Source organism: Akkermansia sp. UNK.MGS-1, from assembly GCF_000980515.1.
In the GTDB taxonomy this organism is placed as follows: Bacteria; Verrucomicrobiota; Verrucomicrobiia; order Verrucomicrobiales; family Akkermansiaceae; genus Akkermansia; species Akkermansia muciniphila.
The window spans coordinates 22,355-41,763 of the sequence record NZ_LBCB01000011.1 but is presented as its reverse complement, the minus strand read 5'-3'; the positions used below and the strand labels follow the sequence as shown (position 1 = coordinate 41,763).

The 19,409-nt window shown below is 56.5% G+C and carries 15 protein-coding genes; 5 read left to right on the top strand and 10 right to left on the bottom strand.

Going from position 1 to position 19,409, the window contains the following annotated elements:
• The 4 genes from leuB to WW58_RS06835 form a co-directional block, all read left to right on the top strand.
• A partial coding sequence (leuB, locus tag WW58_RS06855; RefSeq protein ID WP_046436447.1) for a 3-isopropylmalate dehydrogenase occupies nucleotides 1-893 on the top strand: 893 nt, incomplete at its 5' end.
• Between the two features lie 132 nt (nucleotides 894-1,025).
• Entirely contained in the window at nucleotides 1,026-2,066 is a 1,041-nt protein-coding gene (locus tag WW58_RS06845; protein ID WP_102733798.1) for an NAD(P)/FAD-dependent oxidoreductase, read from the top strand.
• Between the two features lie 84 nt (nucleotides 2,067-2,150).
• Nucleotides 2,151-3,026: a rhomboid family intramembrane serine protease gene (locus WW58_RS06840; protein ID WP_012419836.1), complete on the top strand. Its 876-nt coding sequence runs from the start codon at nucleotides 2,151-2,153 to the stop codon at nucleotides 3,024-3,026.
• A 74-nt stretch (nucleotides 3,027-3,100) separates the two neighbouring features.
• On the top strand, nucleotides 3,101-4,636 hold the full coding sequence (locus tag WW58_RS06835) for a YifB family Mg chelatase-like AAA ATPase (RefSeq protein WP_046436441.1): 1,536 nt from the start codon (nucleotides 3,101-3,103) through the stop codon (nucleotides 4,634-4,636).
• A 111-nt stretch (nucleotides 4,637-4,747) separates the two neighbouring features.
• On the opposite strand, the gene WW58_RS06830 is transcribed toward WW58_RS06835, so the two are convergent.
• From WW58_RS06830 to lysS, 10 genes are all read right to left on the bottom strand, one after another.
• A complete protein-coding gene (locus WW58_RS06830; RefSeq protein WP_046436439.1) occupies nucleotides 4,748-5,329 on the bottom strand; it encodes a PEP-CTERM sorting domain-containing protein in 582 nt (193 codons plus the stop codon).
• A gap of 359 nt (nucleotides 5,330-5,688) precedes the next feature.
• Complete coding sequence (locus WW58_RS06825; protein ID WP_046436637.1) at nucleotides 5,689-6,978, bottom strand: O-acetylhomoserine aminocarboxypropyltransferase/cysteine synthase family protein; 1,290 nt, start codon at nucleotides 6,976-6,978, stop codon at nucleotides 5,689-5,691.
• A gap of 262 nt (nucleotides 6,979-7,240) precedes the next feature.
• Nucleotides 7,241-8,488: a radical SAM protein gene (locus tag WW58_RS06820; RefSeq protein ID WP_046436438.1), complete on the bottom strand. Its 1,248-nt coding sequence runs from the start codon at nucleotides 8,486-8,488 to the stop codon at nucleotides 7,241-7,243.
• Nucleotides 8,481-9,542 (bottom strand): radical SAM protein, encoded by a 1,062-nt coding sequence (locus WW58_RS06815; protein ID WP_046436436.1) that lies wholly within the window; start codon nucleotides 9,540-9,542, stop codon nucleotides 8,481-8,483. The genes WW58_RS06820 and WW58_RS06815 overlap by 8 nt, the downstream gene beginning before the upstream one ends.
• A 71-nt stretch (nucleotides 9,543-9,613) precedes the next feature.
• Nucleotides 9,614-10,432, bottom strand: a complete 819-nt coding sequence (locus WW58_RS06810; RefSeq protein ID WP_046436434.1) for a hypothetical protein — start codon at nucleotides 10,430-10,432, stop codon at nucleotides 9,614-9,616.
• 141 nt (nucleotides 10,433-10,573) lie between these two features.
• Nucleotides 10,574-11,008 (bottom strand): exosortase system-associated protein, TIGR04073 family, encoded by a 435-nt coding sequence (locus WW58_RS06805; RefSeq protein WP_046436432.1) that lies wholly within the window; start codon nucleotides 11,006-11,008, stop codon nucleotides 10,574-10,576.
• Between the two features lie 57 nt (nucleotides 11,009-11,065).
• Nucleotides 11,066-12,076 carry an NAD(P)H-dependent glycerol-3-phosphate dehydrogenase gene (locus WW58_RS06800; protein WP_046436431.1) on the bottom strand — a complete coding sequence of 337 codons (1,011 nt, stop codon included), beginning with the start codon at nucleotides 12,074-12,076 and terminating at the stop codon, nucleotides 11,066-11,068.
• Nucleotide 12,077: 1 nt separating this feature from the next.
• Nucleotides 12,078-12,722, bottom strand: coding sequence for a glycerol-3-phosphate 1-O-acyltransferase PlsY (gene plsY, locus WW58_RS06795; RefSeq protein WP_012419845.1), 645 nt, complete (start codon nucleotides 12,720-12,722; stop codon nucleotides 12,078-12,080).
• A 252-nt stretch (nucleotides 12,723-12,974) separates the two neighbouring features.
• Entirely contained in the window at nucleotides 12,975-13,760 is a 786-nt protein-coding gene (locus WW58_RS13205) for a PP2C family protein-serine/threonine phosphatase (RefSeq protein ID WP_022198151.1), read from the bottom strand.
• 17 nt (nucleotides 13,761-13,777) lie between these two features.
• A complete protein-coding gene (lysS, locus tag WW58_RS06780) occupies nucleotides 13,778-15,259 on the bottom strand; it encodes a lysine--tRNA ligase (protein WP_022198152.1) in 1,482 nt (493 codons plus the stop codon).
• Nucleotides 15,260-15,604: 345 nt separating this feature from the next.
• Between lysS and nifJ the strand changes: the two genes are divergently transcribed.
• Nucleotides 15,605-19,183, top strand: coding sequence for a pyruvate:ferredoxin (flavodoxin) oxidoreductase (nifJ, locus tag WW58_RS06770; RefSeq protein WP_046436424.1), 3,579 nt, complete (start codon nucleotides 15,605-15,607; stop codon nucleotides 19,181-19,183).
• Nucleotides 19,184-19,409 lie beyond the last annotated feature (226 nt).

The window sequence follows — 19,409 nt, the reverse complement described above, 5'->3', positions numbered from 1 at the left end:
TGTTCGGCTCCGTGGGCGGTCCCAAATGGGAGCATCTCCCCGCCAATGAACAACCGGAACGCGGAGCCCTGCTGCCTCTGAGAAAACATTTCGGCTTGTATGCCAACCTGCGTCCGGGCGTATGCCTTCCGGCCTTGACCCATGCCTCCCCCATCAAGAATGAACTGATTGAAGGCGGATTCGATATTTTATGCGTCCGGGAATTGACTGGCGGCCTGTATTTCGGCCAGCCCCGTTTCCGCGAACGGGAGGGAGACGACGAAGTCGTCGTGGATACCATGCGCTACCATAAAAGCGAGATGGTGCGTATCGCCAAAGTGGCGTTCGAGGCTGCGCGCGGCCGCCGTAAGCGCGTCACCAGCGTGGACAAGGCCAATGTGCTGACCAATTCCCTGCTGTGGCGCGAGACAATGATTGAAGTTTCCAAGGATTATCCCGACGTGGAATTGCTGCATATGTACGTGGACAATGCAGCCATGCAGCTGGTGCGCAATCCCCGCCAGTTCGACGTGCTGGTGACGGAAAACCTGTTCGGGGACATTCTTTCCGATGAAATGGCCATGATTTGCGGTTCCCTGGGCATGCTGCCCAGCGCCAGTCTGTGCCAGGGCGCACAGGACAACGGCCTGTTCTTCGGCCTTTACGAACCCTCCGGAGGCTCCGCTCCGGATATCGCCGGCAAGGGCATTGCAAACCCGATCGCCCAGATTCTTTCCCTTTCCATGCTGTTGCGCTACTCCCTGGGAGAAAAAACAGCGGCAGACGCCATTGACTCCGCCGTTCGCCGCGTGATTGACCAGGGCTGCCGCACGGGCGACCTGGCTACGGGAGCTCCCGGAGAAATCCGCGTGAATACGGCGGAAATGGGTGACGCCATCATCGCCGCCCTGTAAACAGGGCCGTTCTTCCGGCGCCGCAGGGGAAGGGACACCTGCGGCACGCCTTTCCTCCGGGGGGAGCGGTACCGCCTCCCCTCCGCTTTCCTCTTTCATTTCCGGGATTTTCCGGTTCTTTATCCATCTATCATGAACATCCTTATCATCGGCCAGGGAATTGCCGGAAGTTGTCTGGCGTGGGAATTGAAACGCCGCGGCTCGGAGTTTACGGTTGCAGACCGCCCCGTAGCGGAAACGGCCTCCCGGGTGGCGGCCGGATTGGTAAACCCCCTGACGGGCCGCGCCTTCCGCCCCGGATGGAGGCAGGAAGAATGCCTAGCGGCGGCAGAGGCCTTTTACCCGGAAACGGAACGGGAATTAGGCGGGTCCTGGTGGCAGAAAACTCCGATTTTCCGGGAAGTGGAGACGGAAGACCAGTTTGAAATCTGGCAGGAACGCCAGACGGCTCCGGAATCCTGCGCCTATGCCGGACCTCTTTTTCCATGGCCGGAACACTGGGAAGGCCGCGGGAAAGCCGCCTATACGCGAGGTTCCGCCGTGCTGCACGTGGAAAACATGGTCACTGCCATGCGGCGTTTTTTTATGGAACAGGGCCGTTTTGTGGAAGCGGATGTATCCCCCGCAGATATCCGGCCGGATGCAGACGGTCTTTTCCATTGGAACGGTCGCACGTTTTCCCACATAGTCTGGTGTACCGGCTGGGAAGCCGGGCTTCATCCGGACATGTCTCCGCTGAAGGGGCGCCCCTCCAAAGGAACCATTCTGGATTTGGACTTGAAAGAGCTGGACTGGCATGCCGGCATCCTGCATTTCGGACACTGGCTGGTTCATAACGGTTCTTTCTGGCGCTTCGGGGCCACCTACGCGTGGGCGTGGGATGCTCCCGGCATTCCGGAAGCCCCCGCCGTCCAGGAATTGATGCTGGACCTTGTTAAACGCTATTCCGGGAACATGGACGTCATCCGCGCCCGTGCCGCCGTCCGCCCCATCATCCGCCGCAGCCAGCCGGTCGCCGGTCCCATTCCCGGGCTGGACGGTCAGTTCGTCTTCTCCGGGCTGGGCAGCAAGGGGGTGACCACTTCCCCCTGGTCCGCCGCCCAGCTTGCCGGACATCTCGTGTGCGGAACGGATCTGCCGCCGGATCTGCTGCCTGCCGCGCTCTGGAAATGATACGGAACATCAGCTGTCCTTCCTTGAACGGAACAGCTATTTTCCTTGTCAAAAGGTTCTGAACGCGATTACATGCGGCCTAATATGCGAGCGGAGAACGAGAACTGGGGAGATACGGTACGGAATCATCTGTTTGACCAGCGCAGCGCCGTCATGGTGCACTGGCTGATTCTGCTCAATGTAGTCATCTTTATCCTGGGATTCTTCTTCCAAGTGGACATCCCAAGGAATATTTACCCGCCTGTCCATTTGGACTTGATCCAGCTTTACGGAGCTTACAGCGAATATACGTGCTTTCACGAGGGGGAATTATGGCGGTTGCTTACCTATCAGTTTCTTCACGCCAATCTGGGGCACATCATGTTCAACATGATTGCCCTGTGGTTTTTCGGCCCGGTTGTAGAAGAACGTTTCGGCCATTGGCGCTTCCTGCTGTATTACCTGTTTTGCGGCGTGGCTGCAGCCCTGTTTTCCTCCCTGCTGGGGTACATGGGATTTTTTGATCCGGAATGGCGCTTCATTCCCATGGTGGGGGCCTCAGGTTCCATTTACGGCATCATGGCCGCATGCGCGGTGCTCTTTCCCCATGCCCGGGTACAGCTTCTGTTTCCTCCGGTTAATTTGAGCGTGCGCCAGTTTGCCCTGGCCGTTCTCGGAGTCGCCGCAGCCGTCATTATCTTCCAATGGAACAATGCGGGCGGGGAAGCCGGCCATCTGGGCGGCATGTTCGCCGGATTTATTCTGACATTGCTGATTTTATGGAAGGAAAAGATGTCTTCCCCAAGACGGAAAGCCGCCTCTTCTTCCCACTATTCCCCTGAGCCTTCCAGCCGCCGCCCGGCACAGGCTTACCCCTCTGAAAAGGAGGTGGATGAAATCATGGAAAAAATATCCAGATCCGGCCTGTCCAGCCTGACGGAGGAGGAACGGGAAATTCTCCGGCGCGCTTCCCGGCGCTGAACTATTTGTTAGATATTTTTATATTTTTCGTTATTTTCCTTTCTTTTCTGTCATCCATTTCCTAGCATGGACGAATGATGACGCGACTGTATTCCTCTACCGTCCTGGGCGTAGATGGCGTAGAAGTGGAGGTGGAAGTGGATTTCCGCCCCATGGCGGAAAAACGCACCTTTATTGTCGGCCTTCCGGATGCGGCCGTGAAAGAAAGCGGGCAGCGCGTGGACACGGCCATACAAAACAGCGGCCTTCCCTTTCAGCAAGGTATCTTCGTCGTTAATCTGGCTCCGGCGGATTTAAGGAAGCAGGGCCCCGGATTCGACCTTCCCATCGCCCTGGGAATGGTTGCGGGAGCGGCTGAAAAGGAGATGGACGCTTCTGCCTGGTGCATTGTGGGAGAACTGGCCCTGGACGGAACCGTACGCCCCGTGCAAGGCATTCTGCCGCAAATCATGGAAGCGCGGCGCATGGGCAGGAGACGCATCATGTTGCCGCGCACCAACGCCTGTGAAGGGCTGCCCGTACAGGGCGTGGAAATTTATCCTGTTTCTTCCCTGAGGGAAGCCTGGCATTTGCTTACTTCCAGCACCCTGCCGCCTCCATTTACGGATTCAGGGCAAGAGATTCACGTTCCGCGGGATAAAGACGCCGCTGTGGACTTTGACGAAATCAAGGGGCAGCCTTATGCGCGCCGCGCCATGGAGATTGCGGCGGCAGGCGGCCATAACATCCTGCTTTGCGGCTCTCCGGGTTCCGGCAAATCCATGCTGGCGCAAAGGCTCCCTACCATTCTCCCGCCGCTGAGTCCGGAGGAAGCGTTGGAAACCAGTAAAATCCACTCCGTATGCGGCCTGTTGAAACGGGGGAACGGTTTGGTGGACCAGCGTCCGTTCCGGGCCCCCCACCACACCATTTCTGATGCCGGGCTGATGGGGGGAGGAACAAATATCACGCCGGGAGAAGTATCCCTGGCCCACAACGGTGTCCTCTTTCTGGATGAATTGCCGGAATTCCGCCGTGCCGCTCTGGAAACCCTGCGGCAGCCGCTGGAAACCGGCCAGGTAGTCATTTCCCGCGCTTCCGGTACCATGACATTTCCGTGCCGTTTCATGTTGGCAGCCGCCATGAACCCGTGTCCCTGCGGTTATCTGGGAGACAGAAGAAGAGCCTGCACCTGCCCCCCGGCGCAGATCGCGCGCTACCGCCGTAAGATCTCAGGCCCGCTTCTGGACCGGTTTGACCTGCTGATGGAAGTTCCCGCCGTGGATCCCTCCATTCTGGCTTCCTCACCTGCCGGAGAATGTTCCGCCAGTATCCGGGAACGCGTGGTAACCGCACGGCGGCTCCAATCCAGCAGATACGCAGGAACGCCCTTCCGTAATAATGCGGCCCTTTCCGGAAAAGCGCTCCAGAAATACTGCCGCCTGTTGCCGGAAGGGCGGGCCATCCTGCTCCGTGCCGTGGAAGAACTGGCTCTTTCCGCCAGAGCCTACGACCGCATTTTAAAGGTGGCCCGAACCATAGCGGATTTGGAAGGAACTTCTGACATTCAGGATAAACATCTGTACGAAGCCGTGCAGTACCGGTCTTTCGAGCAATCGCTAAGGGATTAACATCATTAACCCCTTTTCTTGCGCGGCGATTCAAAACGAAAAAATATATTCCCGTGCGGAAAATAAAAAAGAGGCAGCTTTTCAGCTGCCTCCCTAATAACGAAAGTTTTACTACGAGCGTCTGCGGCGCAGCAGCATAGCTCCCAGGCCCAGCAGGCCCAAAGACGCTGCGGCAGGCTCGGGAACCGTTTCATAGGAAACCTGTATACCTGTAATTGTATAAGCGGAAGTAGCGCTTCCAGCACCACCGCGTACTCCGGCAACTACCTTATAACCTTCCTCCCAGGTAAGGGGAGCCGCCGACATATCCAGGGAAATTGTCGTTGTTTCCGATGTAGAGGTAAACGAAAAGTCCTGTATCTTGGAAAGTTCCTCAACCAAAGTGCCGGTTGAATCATATACGGCAAGCACCATGGAATAACTGCTGATTACAGAAGAAGGAGTATTGCAGGAAAATGTAATGGAAGAAACGGAATCACCCTGCTGCGGCCCTCCAAGAACCATGGCAAAGGAATCCCCGCTAACTCCGGAGCGTCCGCATAATGTAATAGTTCCTACATTGTTCTCATTCACCCAAGTGCCTTCATTATTTATACCCCAATTTGAAATGGAGTTGTTATTGCCGCCGGCATATATTCCATTTTGCAGATCCTTTACTTTGTCCAGAAGCTGTTGCCCCGATGTTCTCGCCATAGTGGCGGTCTGTGATACGCTTTGCATTGATTAGAGGATTGTTAATCCGCTCTTTTTCTTTCCGTAACATCATGGGGAAAACGCTGGACCTATTTTCTTCATGAATGGTTTACGATAACGTTCGATTCATAATAATGAATGATTTATGAAATAACATGCAGATGTTAGAATGGAAGAGGCGCAAGGATTAGTCTTTATAAAGTCCTTACATCAAAAAAGAAGTCCACTGCCGGAATACCGCTCTTTCAACTTTTTATGTTGACAACGGATTAACAATCCGCTGTCCCCTTTATCCAATCCTTAATGATAAAGAAAAAGCCGCCTCAGCAAAGTGAGGCGGCTTTTTCCAAGAAGACTTTTTAACGAATAGCTTCCAAAGCCTGTTTGAGGTCCGCAATAATGTCTTCCGCAGCTTCCGTCCCTACGGAAAACCGGATGAGGTCAGGCCGTACGCCCGCCTCCATGAGCTGCTCATCCGTCAACTGGCGGTGCGTATGGCTGGCGGGATGGAGAACGCAGGTACGGGAATCCGCCACATGGGTCACGATAGCGGCCAGTTTCAGACTGTCCATGAACTTGATGGAACGTTCACGGCCTCCCTTGATGCCGAAGGTTACCACACCACAAGATTGTCCACCTCGGAATTGCTTCTGCGCCAATTCATAATACTCATTGGAAGAAAGCCCCGGATAATTAATCCAGGCAACATCTTCCTGCCCTTGCAGGAATTCCGCCACTTTTTGCGCGTTTTCACAGTGCCGCGGCACGCGCAGATGGAGGGTTTCCAGCCCCAGATTGAGCAAAAAGGCATTCTGCGGAGACTGAATGGAACCCAGGTCGCGCATGAGCTGGACAGTCGCCTTGGTGATGTAGGCGCCCTTGCCGAAGCTTTTGCTGTAGGAGAGCCCGTGATAGGAGGGGTCCGGTTCAGTCAAACCCGGGAACTGATCCTTGTGCGCTTCCCAGTCAAAGTTGCCGCTGTCCACAATCACGCCGCCTACGGCGGCGGCATGACCGTCCATATACTTGGTGGTGGAGTGAGTGACGATATCCGCGCCCCATTCAAACGGACGGCAATTAATGGGAGTGGCAAAGGTATTGTCCACAATGAGGGGAACGCCGTGCGCATGGGCAATGTCCGCCATTTTACGGATATCCAGCACGCAAAGCGTGGGATTGGAAATAGTTTCCGCAAAGAAAGCTTTCGTGTTGGGACGGAACGCTTTGGAGATTTCCTCCGGCGGGGCGTCCTGGTCCACGAAAGTGACTTCAATGCCCATTTTCCGGAATGTGACGGCAAAAAGGTTGTATGTGCCTCCGTAAATGGCCGCAGCACTGACGATATGATCTCCAGCCTCGCAAATATTGAAAACGGCAAAGAAGGAAGCCGCCTGGCCGGAAGACGTCAGGATGGCGGCCACGCCGCCTTCCAGTTCGGCAATTTTTCTGGCAACCGCCTCATTGGTGGGGTTCTGGAGGCGCGTATAAAAGAATCCGGCTTCTTCCAGATCAAACAACTTTGCCATTTGTTCGCTGGTTTCGTACTTGAACGTCGTGCTCTGGTAAATGGGCAATACGCGGGGTTCACCCTTTTTAGGCGCCCAGCCCGCCTGTACGCACAGGGTCTCCGGTCTCAATTCCTGACTCATCATGCGGGGCATGCTATGCCATGCCGCCTGCCTTGTAAAGCAGGGAAAACCAGACATATGGACAAATTCGCCCCATTCCCCGCCGAAACACGCACCTGTGTTTTTCCCTGCACAACCCCCCCTGTTCCCGGTAAATCAGCTGCAAAGACAGGGGCGTTTTACCTGCGTGCGGGAGACTCCCACGATAGAATGAGACGGCAATTCCGCCAATCACCCTTTCCCGGAGGCAACCGTGTTCCGGCGAATGAAGCCGGGGACATCATTACCTGATTTCCGGCAAGGGGGTGGAAATTTCCTCTTCCGTCAGATAGCAGCCGGGATCTGATCCGTACCAGTGCCCATGGGCAAACGCGGCACGGGTACGGAAACCTCCGCCGCACAGGGCGAAATGAGCGCAGCGGCCGCAACGGCCTTCAATTTTTTTCTGCCGTTCCAGAGGGTCGTCAGAGCCGCGCAGCTCAGGCAGCATTTCCACCGCAGCTCCGGCCCTGGCATCCCATAAATCGGAAAACCGGTCACTCTTCACGTTACCCAGAGTAACGGATTGCCAGAACTGGTCCGGATGCACGGCTCCCTGCGTGTCAATGTTGGCGATGCCCCGGCCGGAACTGTTCGCGCCGCCGCCATTCCACTGGAGCAGGCCAAGGGTTTCCTTCGCCAGGGGGGAACCTTCCCGGAGCTGGCGCAGAAGCAGGTAAATGCCGTCCGCAGGCTGGGTCACAGTCAGCACCTCACGGTTTTTTCCCTCCGCTTTCCATTCCTCCACACGGGCAATCAGCGTATCCATGGCATTCCGCGCTTCTTCCTGAGTCAGGGTCTGCACTTCCACACCGCGGCCAGTGGGAACCAGATGGTAAAAACAGACGCGCTGGATGTCGTTGGCGTCAATAAAGTCCAAAATCTGGCCCATGCACTGCACATTGTTGCGGGTCAGCGTCAGGCGCAGGCCCGTCTTCTGCCCCACTTCGCTGCAAAGCCTGAACCCACGCACCGCCTGCTCAAAAGAACCTTCCACACCGCGGAATTTGTCATGAACAGCGCCAATGCCGTCCAGGGAAATGCCTACGTACGCCACGCCCAGTTCCTTGAACCGCGCTGCAGCTTCCGGCGTGATGCGGGTACCGTTTGTGGAAATGGTCACTTTCAGCCCTTTCCCGGTGGCACGTTCCAGCAGTTCCATAAAACGAGGATGCACCAGCGGCTCCCCTCCTGAAAAAAGGAGGGCGTTCACCTTGTAGTCCGCCAAATCATCAATGACTGCGCAACACTGCTCCCAATCCAGCTCTCCCTTAAATTTCCGGGCAGAAGCATCCGCATAACAGTGTACGCATTTGAGATTGCAGGTGCGTGTAATGTTCCAGACCACAATGGGCTTGCGCATACGGGACGAAGCCGGCGCACAGGATTCCGCGGCGCCCCCTGCAAAACGGCCGTGCCCGTGGCCCTGCCCGTATCTCAAATGGTCCGCGGGCTGTTCCGCCCCTGTCCAAAGTCTGGTAATATTAATCATGGTGTTGTGAAAGCCTGGGCTGATAAGGGCAGAGGTTGTCTTCCGCCATCATGTCTCCGTAAACGGCATAAGCACGGGACCGGGAACCTCCGCAGATAGTACGGTACTCACACCGCCCGCATTTGCCCTGCAACGCGTTGTCATCCCGGAGCTTGAGGAAAAGAGGATGCGTGCGGTAGATTTCTCCAGGGTCATCCGTCCGGACGTTTCCTGCCGTCATGGGAAGAAAACCGGAGGGCTGGATTTCCCCGGTATGGGAAATAAACATAATGCCTTTGCCGTCCCGGGTGGGAATGGCGCGGCGGGCGGGCTTGCTTCCCTGAGCGCGGGCTTCCTGAAGCGCCACGCGGCGATAATGGTGCCCTTCCGTAGTTTTAACGCCGAAGGATACCTCATGGCTTATCCTGCTCAGTTTCTTCCAGATGGCTTCCACTTCTTCCGCCGCAGGCATTTCATCCATGGCGGCGCGGCCTGTGGGCACCAGAAGAAATACGCTCCACATGCCCGGCTTCATTCTTTTCATCAGCTCCACAAAGTCGTCAAATTCGCCCAGTGTGCTCTTGGTGATGGTGGTGTTGATTTGCAAATGCATGCCGGCTTCCTTCGCCATTTCCGCAGCCCGGAGAGTCCGTTCATATGTGTGGGGGACGCCGCGGAAGGCGTCATGGGTGCTCTCATGCGCGCCGTCCAGGCTCAATGACATGCTCTGGACTCCAGCTTCTTTCAATGCACGGAAATCCGTGTGCAGCAGCCGGGCGGTAGCAGCCGGGCTCAATGCTACATGCAGCCCTTTGCCGGAAGCCGCACGGACCAATTCCAGAATATCCGGCCTCATGACCGGGTCGCCGCCCGTCAGCACCAGCATGGGAGGCCGCAGTTCCGCCAACTGGTCAATCAGGCGCAATGCCTCCTCATGAGTCAATTCATCCGGGTGCGGACGCGGCTGGGCGACAGCGCGGCAATGCCTGCACGCAAGCGCGCAAGCGCGCGTCACTTCCCAGAAGACCAGGAAGGGGCGTTCATTGAGATCTGTTTCACTAAAAACCGGGCGCATTTTTCAGGACAGCCAATTTAGAACAATTATAATTTTTTGACCAGCCCAAAAGGACGCATCCTTTAAAAAGTTCACTTAGCCGCCTCTTCACGGATTTTCTGAACTTCCTTAGGTAATTCGGAAAGGGAATTCACTGCTTCCTTCAGGTTCTTGGAAGCATCCGGAGAAAGCATGATGGCCGTCACATGCTTGACAATGGGTTGCATCATTTCCACAAGCTGCTGCTGTACTCCCATCAGCTTGGCCTGCTGGTTGCGGGTGAGGGGCGGCAGGGCGGCCTGTTTCCTGGCAACGTCCAGCAAAGCCGCCCGGTAACGGCCTATCTGTTCCACAGCAGCCTTGCCGGTTTCTTCATCCCTTACCTTGGCCAGGGAATCATCAAGCTTTTTGACTTCATCCACAGTTTTGACCAGCAGGGTTTCATGCGTATTGCCCTCTGCATCCTCCGGGAACGGCTCCGCCTGCTCAGCCTTGTCCCGGGAAGCCTGCGCCAGTTCCGTCTGAACAGACCGCAAATCCGCCAGGGCTTTTTGCAAATCGGGCGTAAGCAGTCCTTCCTTTTTTAAACGGGCCAGGGATTTTACCAATTCGTCGGAAATTTTCTGCACTTCCGTCATCTGGGCAGAAACCTGAGCCTGCTCCTGGAGTGTGGCACCGGGAAGTTCCAGCTGCCTTTTTCCAAGATCCAGCAGTTTTTTGCGCACTTTTTTAACTGTTTCCACAGCAGCGGCAGCTCCGGGTTCATCCGTCACCTTATCCAAGGCTGCCGTAATTTCATGCATGCTGGCAACGCTCTGTCTGGTCAGGGAAAGATGGGAGTCCTGGGCAAATGAGGGAGCTGTTATGCAAACGGCAGCGCCCAAGCCAATGAAAGCAGCGGTTTTATTCATGATATGGAAGCCTTTCCGGCATGGAAGAATACGTTTTCCTCCCTTCCCCGTCAATGGCGGCTATTGTCAGGGCCACGGTATGAAAAAAGGACTGTCCGCAAGCAAGCGGACAGCCCTTTTGAAATTTTTAACAGGCCGACCTTAGTCACGCTGCTGGCGTGAATACTTGTAGTAGCTCTGGAAGCCGAGTTCCGCAGGGAATTCGCTCAGACCGCCATTGGGATTGTATTCCTTAAGGCCGCTCATGCCGCAACGTCCCTGATAAGGAGGCTTGTACGTGCATTTGTAAGTGGGAGCCCAGAAGGTGACAAGTTCATAGATTCCGTAGCCCATGCGCTCAAACATGGTCGCGGTGCCATCAACAATGCCTACGGAAAAACCGGCATAATCCCCCTCGCGGCTCGTCCAGTTGATGATTCCCAGCGGGATTTCTTCAACGGAATAAATAAGGTTGGCGATGGCGCGGCCCAGCTTGCGGGTGGGGGTGTATTCGGAAGCGGGGGGAGCCTGAATGTCCGCACTGGCGACGCCAAGGACGCCGGCGGCAAAAAGAGCTGAGATGATGGCACGTTTCATACTGATTGTTTATATAGTATAATTTGTCGAGGAAAAGCAACTCAAAAAAACAGAAAATCAATCTGACTCCGGCCGGGGGTCACGCGTCATGAGTTCCGCAAGTGCTTCCATAGGAGGTTTGGACTCATAAAGAACGGAATAAACGGCGTCAATCAGGGGCGTCCTCACATCCAGCTCCCGTGCAATTTCATAGACGGAAAGCGTGTTGGGCACCCCTTCCGCCACCATTCCCAGAGTATCCAGGATTTCCTGGAGGCTTTTCCCTTCCGCCAGCCTCCGCCCCACCGTCTGGTTGCGGGAGTGGCGGGAATAGCAGGTAACAATCAAATCGCCTACTCCGGAAAGGCCCATGAAGGTTTCCCTGCGGCCTCCGCTGGCCACGCCGATGCGCGTCATTTCCGCCAGGCCGCGGGTCAGCAAAGCGGCCTGGGCGTTATCCCCCAGGTTCAGCCCTTCGCATAAGCCGGCCCCGATGGCAAAGACGTTCTTAATGGTTCCGCCCAGCTGCATGCCGATAATGTCCGTAGCGGAATAAACACGGAAGGTTTTGGATGCAAATATCTGCTGCACCCAATCCGCATACTTCGGATCTTCAAATCCAATCAGGGAGGCGGACGGAAGGCCCAGGCAGATATCTTCCGCATGATTGGGACCGGAAAGCACGCCTATGGGGTTGGAGGGCAGATATTCCTGAAGGATTTCCGTCATTCTTTTATGGGTTCCCTGTTCAATGCCCTTGGTGCAGGAGACAATGACGGCATCCGGCTGCACCGGCAGGCTGCGCAGCCGCTGGGCCACGGAACGCATGGCCACGGAAGGTACCACTACTACAATGAGTTCCGCATCCTTCACCTGGCCCAGATCGCAAGTAGGATGGATATTGGGGGCCAGGGGAAGGGCGGTTTTCGAAAGGACGGGGCTGCGTCTTGTTTCGGCAAGCTGCCTGGCCTGAGCCTCTTCCGGCGTCCACAGGACGACTTCACATTCCCGGGTCGCCAGAACCATGGAGAGGGCCGTGCCCCAGGAACCGGCTCCAATGACTGCTATTTTATGTAACCGATTCATCATCTTACTTGGACTTTTTGGAATAGAAGGAGTGCTCCGTTCCGTTGAGAAGCCTTGCGATATTGGAACGGTGCTTGAGAATCACCAGTGCGCCTACCACCGTGAAAAAGGCGACGTAAAGTATCTGGGGGGAGACATCCCCGTCCTGGCAAAGCGGATAAATCCACCATCCGGCGGCGATCATCACCACAGCGGCCACCAGGCTGGCCAGGGACACGATGCCGGAGATTCCCATAACCACCAGCCAAGAAGCCAGAGCTACGCAAGCCACCACCGGATTGAGGGCAAATAAAACCCCCGCGGTTGTCGCTACGCCTTTTCCTCCCCTGAATCCCAGGAAACAGGTGTAAGTATGACCGAGTATAACAGCGAAACAGGAGAGAACTACCAAGACATTGAAATCCCAGCCGCCCGCATCCCCCGTCAGGAACGGCAGCCAGTTCAAGGCGCCGAACACAGGGATGAACCCCTTTAAGAAGTCCAGAATGAAAACGGAAAGGCCCCACTTCCAGCCCAGTACGCGCCACGCATTGGTAGCGCCTATGTTGCGGGAACCCTGCTGCCTCAGGTCAATCCCTCTGATTCTGCCGGCAAGGTAGCCGAACGGAATCGCTCCGATCAGGTAATAGAAAACTATCCAGGCAATCATGTTGTGCGGAGTGCATTTTAATCCCCCGCCGGTCAAATGACAATGGGGAAATCACCTCCGGCCCGGTTCTTTCCGGAGGGGTTGCTCCCGTAAAAGAACACCATACCTGACAGCCTCCTCCAGATCCTCATTTTCAAGGCTCTCCGTGCCCCGGTCTGCGGAAAAGCCCTGTTTAAGGCGCAATAAGAACAGCGCGAACATTTTCCCGCCCGCCCAGAACCATGCTCCCGCACTTCCTTCGCCGGAATAAGCTTATTTACCGCCCTCGCAGGGTTTCCGCATGACGGCAGCCCAGACGGAGGCATTATCCTGCTGGGGCTCCAGCATATCCTTCACCTGTTCCATAATGATCCCCACCAGCTCCCTGCTGGAACAATCCCTGGCCTTTTGAAGAGCCAGGAAAGAAGGTTCTCTCAACAGCTCGCTCCAAACCTGCAAGCCATCCGAGCATGCCAGCACCGCATCTCCCGGATGCAGGAGCAGGGGCATGGCGCTGATGTCCACCAGTTCCATGGGACCGCCCATAACGGCGGAACGGAGAATGCAACGCTGCCGAAGCGCACCCTGAAGTGACATTTTCCCCTTCCGGTAAAGGCAATCCGCAATCGGTCTCATGGAATGGTCTTCATTCAGACGGTCCATGCGAAAGCTGTCCGCTCCGCTCCATAAATACAGGGGGGAGTCTCCCACGCTGATCCACCACAGGAAATGGTCGCGGATGAAGACGGCCAGCAATGTGGTTCCGGATTCCTCCGGTTCCTTCTGAATGGCGGCCAACGCCCTGTTGGCAGCATGCAAAGCCGCCGTTAAACGTTCCGGGATATCCTCGATGCCGCTTTCCGCAAATACCGCAGCAAATTCCTGCGCCACCACACAGGAGGCGCAATCTCCGCGAAGATGCCCTCCCATGCCGTCGCACACGATGCCCAGCATCCCGCCGGCGGCGGGAAGACTTTTAACCACGTCTTCCTGCTCGCGGCGTTTGCCGATCCATTGGGCGGAAGCGCAGTCCAGAATATCCGGGGTGCGGGGAGCCATGCGGCCGGTGGTTCGGATTAACTGTCCTTACGTTTCAACTGCGGGAAGAGCAGCACGTCACGGATGGAAGAGGCCCCCGTCAGCATCATGACGACGCGGTCGATGCCGATGCCGATGCCGCCTGCGGAGGGCATTCCGTATTCCAGCGTTTCAATGAAATCATAGTCCACACGCTGGGTCTCCCCGGCAGCCTGGTGCTCCAGGCGTTCCTTTTGCACGTCAGGATCGTTCAATTCCGAATAGCCGGGGGAAATTTCCTGCCCGTTGATCACCAGTTCATATACATCCACTACGTCCGGATTTTCCCGGTTCAGCTTGGCCAGGGGAACCAAGTCCTTGGCCACGTGGGTAACAAAGCAGGGGTTCATGGTCTTTTCCTCCACCAGTTTTTCATACACCTGCTGGGAAACATCCACATCTTTCATATCCGGGCTGATTTCCACTCCCAGCTCTTCACAGCGGGCGCGGCGCGCTTCGGGGGAAATGTCAAACCAGTCTTCCCCTGCCACGCCCCGGATCAGGTCCTGGTAGTCGGCGCGTTTCCAGGGACGGCTGAGGTCGATTGTGTAAAGAACATTGCCTTCAGCGTCCTTGTGGTCAATCTGAAGGCCGCCGCAGAATTTTTCCGCCAGATGGCAGATGAGCTCCTCCACCATATTCGCCATGGTTTCAAAATCACCGCAGGCGCAATAGGCTTCCAGCATGGTGAATTCCGGGTTGTGGCGGCGGTCAATTCCTTCATTGCGGAAGCTGCGGTTGAGTTCGAAAATTTTCGTGAAGCCGCCCACCATCAGGCGTTTGAGGAAAAGCTCCGGGGCAATGCGCAGCGTCAGCGGCATATCCAGCGCGTTATGGTACGTTTCAAACGGCTTGGCGGCGGCCCCACCGGCCACATCCTGAAGCATGGGGGTTTCCACTTCCAGATAACCGCGTTCCTGGAGAAAGCGGCGGATTTCCGCAATCATGAGGGAGCGCGTCACGAACAGGGAGGCGCTTTCCTCATTGGAAATGAGGTCCAGGTGGCGCTTGCGGTAGGTCACCTCCTTGTCCGCCAGCCCGTGCCACTTGTCCGGCAGGGGGCGGAGGCTTTTGGAAAGAATGGTCAGTCCGGATACCTTTACGGTAGGTTCTCCGGTACGGGTCAGGAACGTGGTTCCCCTGATGCCGACCCAGTCCCCGCGGTCCAGGAGCTTCCAAAGCTTCCAGGTGGTTTCATCCACCTCATTTTTATGCAGGAACCCCTGGATTTTTCCCCGTACGTCCCCAATGACGAAAAACTGGGATTTGCCCATGTCGCGAATAGCCAGAAGGCGGCCGGCGACGGCTACCTGTTTGTCTTCCTGGAAATCGGCTTTCAATCCGGCGGGAGTGGTGGTCACGTCAAATCTTGCGCCGTAGGGGTCAATTCCCAGCTCACGGATTTTGGCGAGCTTGTCGCGGCGCACGGCAATAAGTTCGGATTCCGTCGTAGTCGGATGTGCCTGCTGTTGTTCGGACATAGTGCGGGGATTCTAAAGGCTTGCTTCCGTTTTGGCTAGCGCATTGTCAGGCAGAGGGGACATTTTTGGCGGCCGGTTTTGACCCGAAGGTTCCTCCCCCCCCTTTTTCGGAAGCCGGACGCCGGAACATGCCCCAGTATTCCGGCCATTTTGCAAAAAGCCTGGACAGAACCACATAAAGCACGATATTCAAAGGAATTGAAACAAAACTGGTCTTATTATTAAAAAATGGCCGGCAAATCCCCACATACGCATAATTGCTTTTACCTTTGGCACCAGACATGTTATAAATGTTCCCGTTAAGACGCACCTTATTTATCAATTATATACTATCCGTGCAGACTTATGAGTGATCAGACAACCGTAACTTACAGCACGATTGACGCTAACGAAGCCGTAGCCTCCGTAGCCTATCGTTTTTCTGAAGTCATTGCCATTTACCCCATTACACCATCTTCTCCGATGGGTGAATCAGCTGAAAGCTGGGCCGCTGTCAACAGGAAGAACCTGTGGGGCACCGTTCCCTCCGTAGTGGAAATGCAGAGTGAAGGCGGCGCGGCAGGCACCGTTCACGGCGCCCTCCAGACCGGAGCGCTTGCAACTACGTTCACCGCATCCCAGGGGCTCCTGCTGATGATCCCGAACATGTTCAAAATCGCAGGGGAACTGACTCCCGCCGTGTTCCACGTAGCCGCCCGGTCCCTGGCTTACCAGGCCCTTTCCATTTTTGGCGACCACAGCGACGTGATGAGCGCCCGCTCCTGCGGATGGGCCATGCTGTGCGGCTCCTCCACTCAGGAAGCTGCGGACTTCGCCGCTATTTCCCACGCCGCTACACTGGAATCCCGCATTCCTTTCATCAATTTCTTTGACGGGTTCCGCACGTCCCACGAAATCGGCAAGATTGCAGACATCACGGACGATACCCTGAACGGCATGATTAAGCAGGAATGGCTGGATTCCTTCCGGGAACGAGCCCTGACTCCTGATGCTCCCGTTCTGCGCGGCACTGCCCAGAACCCGGACGTTTACTTCCAGGGACGTGAAACGGTCAACCGTTTCTATGAAGCCACTCCGGCTATTGTCCAGAACGCCATGGACAAATTCGCGGAACTTACCGGCCGTTCCTACCATCTGGTGGATTACACCGGCGCTCCGGACGCCGAACGCGTCATTATCCTGATGGGATCCGGCGCTGAAGCTGTGGAAGAAACGGTAGAAGCCATGATGACCCGGGAAAACGCCAAGGTAGGCGTGCTGAAGGTGCGCCTGTTCCGCCCATTCCCCGCCGCCGAACTCGTCAAGGCCCTACCCGCTACGGTCAGGAAAATCGCCGTGCTGGACCGCACCAAGGAACCCGGCTCCCAAGGAGAACCGCTCCACCAGGACATCATCCAGGCCCTCTTCGACGCCCAGGCCAACGGCACGCTGCCCTTCACCAACGGCATGCCCAAGGTGGTAGGCGGACGCTACGGCCTCTCCTCCAAGGAATTCCCCCCCGCCATGGTCAAGGGCGTCTATGACAACCTGGCTCTGGACACTCCCAAGAATCATTTCACCATCGGCATTAACGACGACGTACTGGGCACCAGCCTCCCGTATGATGAAGATTATTCCACGGAAGCGGACGACGTGACGCGGGCCATGTTCTTCGGCCTCGGCTCCGACGGCACCGTGGGCGCCAATAAGGATGCCATCAAGATCATCGGCCAGCATACGAACCTGTATGTGCAGGGCTACTTCGTGTATGACTCCAAGAAATCGGGGTCCTCCACCATTTCCCACCTGCGCTTCGGTCCCCGTCCGATCAAATCCACATACCTGATCACCAAGGCAAACTTCCTGGCCCTGCACCAGCCTTCCCTGCTGGATTTGTTCGACTTCCTGAAGAATGCCGCCAACGGCGCCACTTTCCTGATGAACAGCCCGCACCCGGCGGACAAGCTCTGGGACACGCTGCCCGCCCGCATGCAGCAGCAGATTCTGGACAAGAACATCAAGCTCTACACGATTGACGCTTTTGCCGTGGCCCGCAAAACGGGCATGGGCGGCCGCATCAATATGATTATGCAGACCTGCTTCTTCAAGCTGGCCAGCGTGATTCCCGCGGATGAAGCCATCGGCTACATCAAGAAGGCCATTGCCAAAACCTACGCCAAGAAGGGCCAGGAAGTGGTGGACAAAAACATCGCCGCCGTGGACGCCACGCTGGAAAACCTGCACCAGGTGGACACAACCGGAAAAACTGTAAACGGACACGCCATTCCGCCCGCCATGTCCCCGGACGCTCCGGACTACGTACAAAACGTCCTTGGCAAGATGATGTGCGGTGAAGGCGACAGCATCCCGGTCAGCCAAATGCCCGTGGACGGCACATTCCCGAACGGAACGTCCCAGTACGAAAAACGCAATCTGGCCCTGGATCTGCCGGAATGGGATCCGACCCTCTGCATCCAGTGCGGCAAGTGTACCGCCGTCTGCCCGCACGCGGTTATCCGTAGCAAATTCTTCTCTCCTGATGCTCTTGCAAACGCTCCGGAAGGGTTTGAATGCCTGGATGCCAAGCATCCGGACTGGAAGGGAGAGAAATTCGTCATCCAGATTTCCCCGAACGACTGTACGGGCTGTACGCTCTGCGCGGACGTCTGCCCGGCCAAGAGCAAGACGGACCCGACGCACAAGGCCCTGACCATGGTCCCGGCCGGGAAGATTCACGACAAGGAAGAAGCCAATTGGAATTTCTTCCTGAGCCTTCCGGACGTGGACCGCACCAAGGTAAGAACGGACAACATCCGCTCCATGCAGGTGCTGCGCCCGCTGTTCGAATTCTCCGGCGCCTGTGCCGGCTGCGGTGAAACCCCGTATGTAAAAATGCTCTCCCAGCTCTTCGGCAACCGCCTGGTGGTCGCCAATGCTACGGGCTGCTCCTCCATTTACGGCGGCAACCTGCCCACCACCCCGTGGTCCCATGACTCTGAAGGGCGCGGCCCCGCCTGGGCCAACTCCCTGTTTGAAGACAACGCCGAATTCGGTCTTGGCTTCCGCGTCTCCCTGGACAAGCAGATGGAACACGCCATTGAGCTTCTTCATGAAGCTGCCGGTGCCGTGGGCCAGGAACTGGTGGATCGGATACTGGCTAATCCGCAGAAGGATGAAGCAGACATCGCCCAGCAGCGTGAAAACATTGAAGAACTCAAGAAGAAAATCGCCGGCAAGCCGGAATACGCGCGCCTCCTGGCCCTTGCGGATAAACTTGTCCGCAAGAGCGTGTGGATTCTGGGCGGCGACGGCTGGGCCTACGACATCGGCTACGGCGGCCTGGACCACATTCTGGCCAGCGGCCGGAACGTGAAGGTGCTGGTCATGGATACGGAAGTATACTCCAACACCGGCGGCCAGTGCTCCAAATCCACCCCGCGCGCCGCAGTAGCCAAATTCGCCACGACCGGCAAGCCCGGAGTGAAAAAGGATCTGGGCCTCATGGCCATGACTTACGGCAACGTGTACGTGGCCTCCGTCGCTCTCGGCGCCAAGGACGAACACACGCTGAAAGCCTTTGTGGAAGCGGAAGCCTATGACGGCCCGGCTCTCATCATCGCCTACTCCCACTGCATCTCCCACGGCATCAATATGGCCAAGGGCCTGCAGCAGCAGAAGGCATGGGTGGATTCCGGCCGAGTCCTGCTTTACCGCTATAATCCGGACCTGGCCCGCCAGGGCAAGAATCCGCTGATTGTGGAAGGCAAAGGCCCGAAAGGCGATCTGCGCGATGTGCTGCTCAGCGAAAACCGCTTCAAGCTTCTGGCGAAGACCAATAAGGAAGGATTCGAAAAACTCCTTGAAGAAGCCCAGAAGGATGTCTGGCACCGCTGGAACCTGTACCAAAGCATTGCCGGCATGGGTTCCGACAAACCTGCGGAATAAGGTACAGGCCGCTTAATTTCAACGCCCCTGTCCGGCTTATCCGGCAGGGGCGTTTTTTACTGCCGGATTTCATGAAAAACAAACCATGAATATTTCGGGGAGGGGACTGCCTTTCCGCCCCGCCATACAGCCACGCAAGCAGGCTTCCTGCGCCAGTACTTTCCCTTTCTGAAAACCGGAGAATTCATCCTTCCCCCGCAGCACAAAAAAGGGGCACACCTTGCTG

What these genes read in the sequence shown, in the direction of transcription:
- WW58_RS06845 (WP_102733798.1), top strand. Translation starts at nt 1,026, where the DNA reads ATGAACATCCTTATCATCGGCCAGGGAATTGCCGGAAGTTGTCTGGCG.
- WW58_RS06840 (WP_012419836.1), top strand. Translation starts at nt 2,151, where the DNA reads ATGCGAGCGGAGAACGAGAACTGGGGAGATACGGTACGGAATCATCTG.
- WW58_RS06835 (WP_046436441.1), top strand. Translation starts at nt 3,101, where the DNA reads ATGATGACGCGACTGTATTCCTCTACCGTCCTGGGCGTAGATGGCGTA.
- WW58_RS06830 (WP_046436439.1), bottom strand. Translation starts at nt 5,329, where the DNA reads ATGGCGAGAACATCGGGGCAACAGCTTCTGGACAAAGTAAAGGATCTG.
- WW58_RS06825 (WP_046436637.1), bottom strand. Translation starts at nt 6,978, where the DNA reads ATGAGTCAGGAATTGAGACCGGAGACCCTGTGCGTACAGGCGGGCTGG.
- WW58_RS06820 (WP_046436438.1), bottom strand. Translation starts at nt 8,488, where the DNA reads ATGATTAATATTACCAGACTTTGGACAGGGGCGGAACAGCCCGCGGAC.
- WW58_RS06815 (WP_046436436.1), bottom strand. Translation starts at nt 9,542, where the DNA reads ATGCGCCCGGTTTTTAGTGAAACAGATCTCAATGAACGCCCCTTCCTG.
- WW58_RS06810 (WP_046436434.1), bottom strand. Translation starts at nt 10,432, where the DNA reads ATGAATAAAACCGCTGCTTTCATTGGCTTGGGCGCTGCCGTTTGCATA.
- WW58_RS06805 (WP_046436432.1), bottom strand. Translation starts at nt 11,008, where the DNA reads ATGAAACGTGCCATCATCTCAGCTCTTTTTGCCGCCGGCGTCCTTGGC.
- WW58_RS06800 (WP_046436431.1), bottom strand. Translation starts at nt 12,076, where the DNA reads ATGATGAATCGGTTACATAAAATAGCAGTCATTGGAGCCGGTTCCTGG.
- plsY (WP_012419845.1), bottom strand. Translation starts at nt 12,722, where the DNA reads ATGATTGCCTGGATAGTTTTCTATTACCTGATCGGAGCGATTCCGTTC.
- WW58_RS13205 (WP_022198151.1), bottom strand. Translation starts at nt 13,760, where the DNA reads ATGGCTCCCCGCACCCCGGATATTCTGGACTGCGCTTCCGCCCAATGG.
- lysS (WP_022198152.1), bottom strand. Translation starts at nt 15,259, where the DNA reads ATGTCCGAACAACAGCAGGCACATCCGACTACGACGGAATCCGAACTT.
- nifJ (WP_046436424.1), top strand. Translation starts at nt 15,605, where the DNA reads ATGAGTGATCAGACAACCGTAACTTACAGCACGATTGACGCTAACGAA.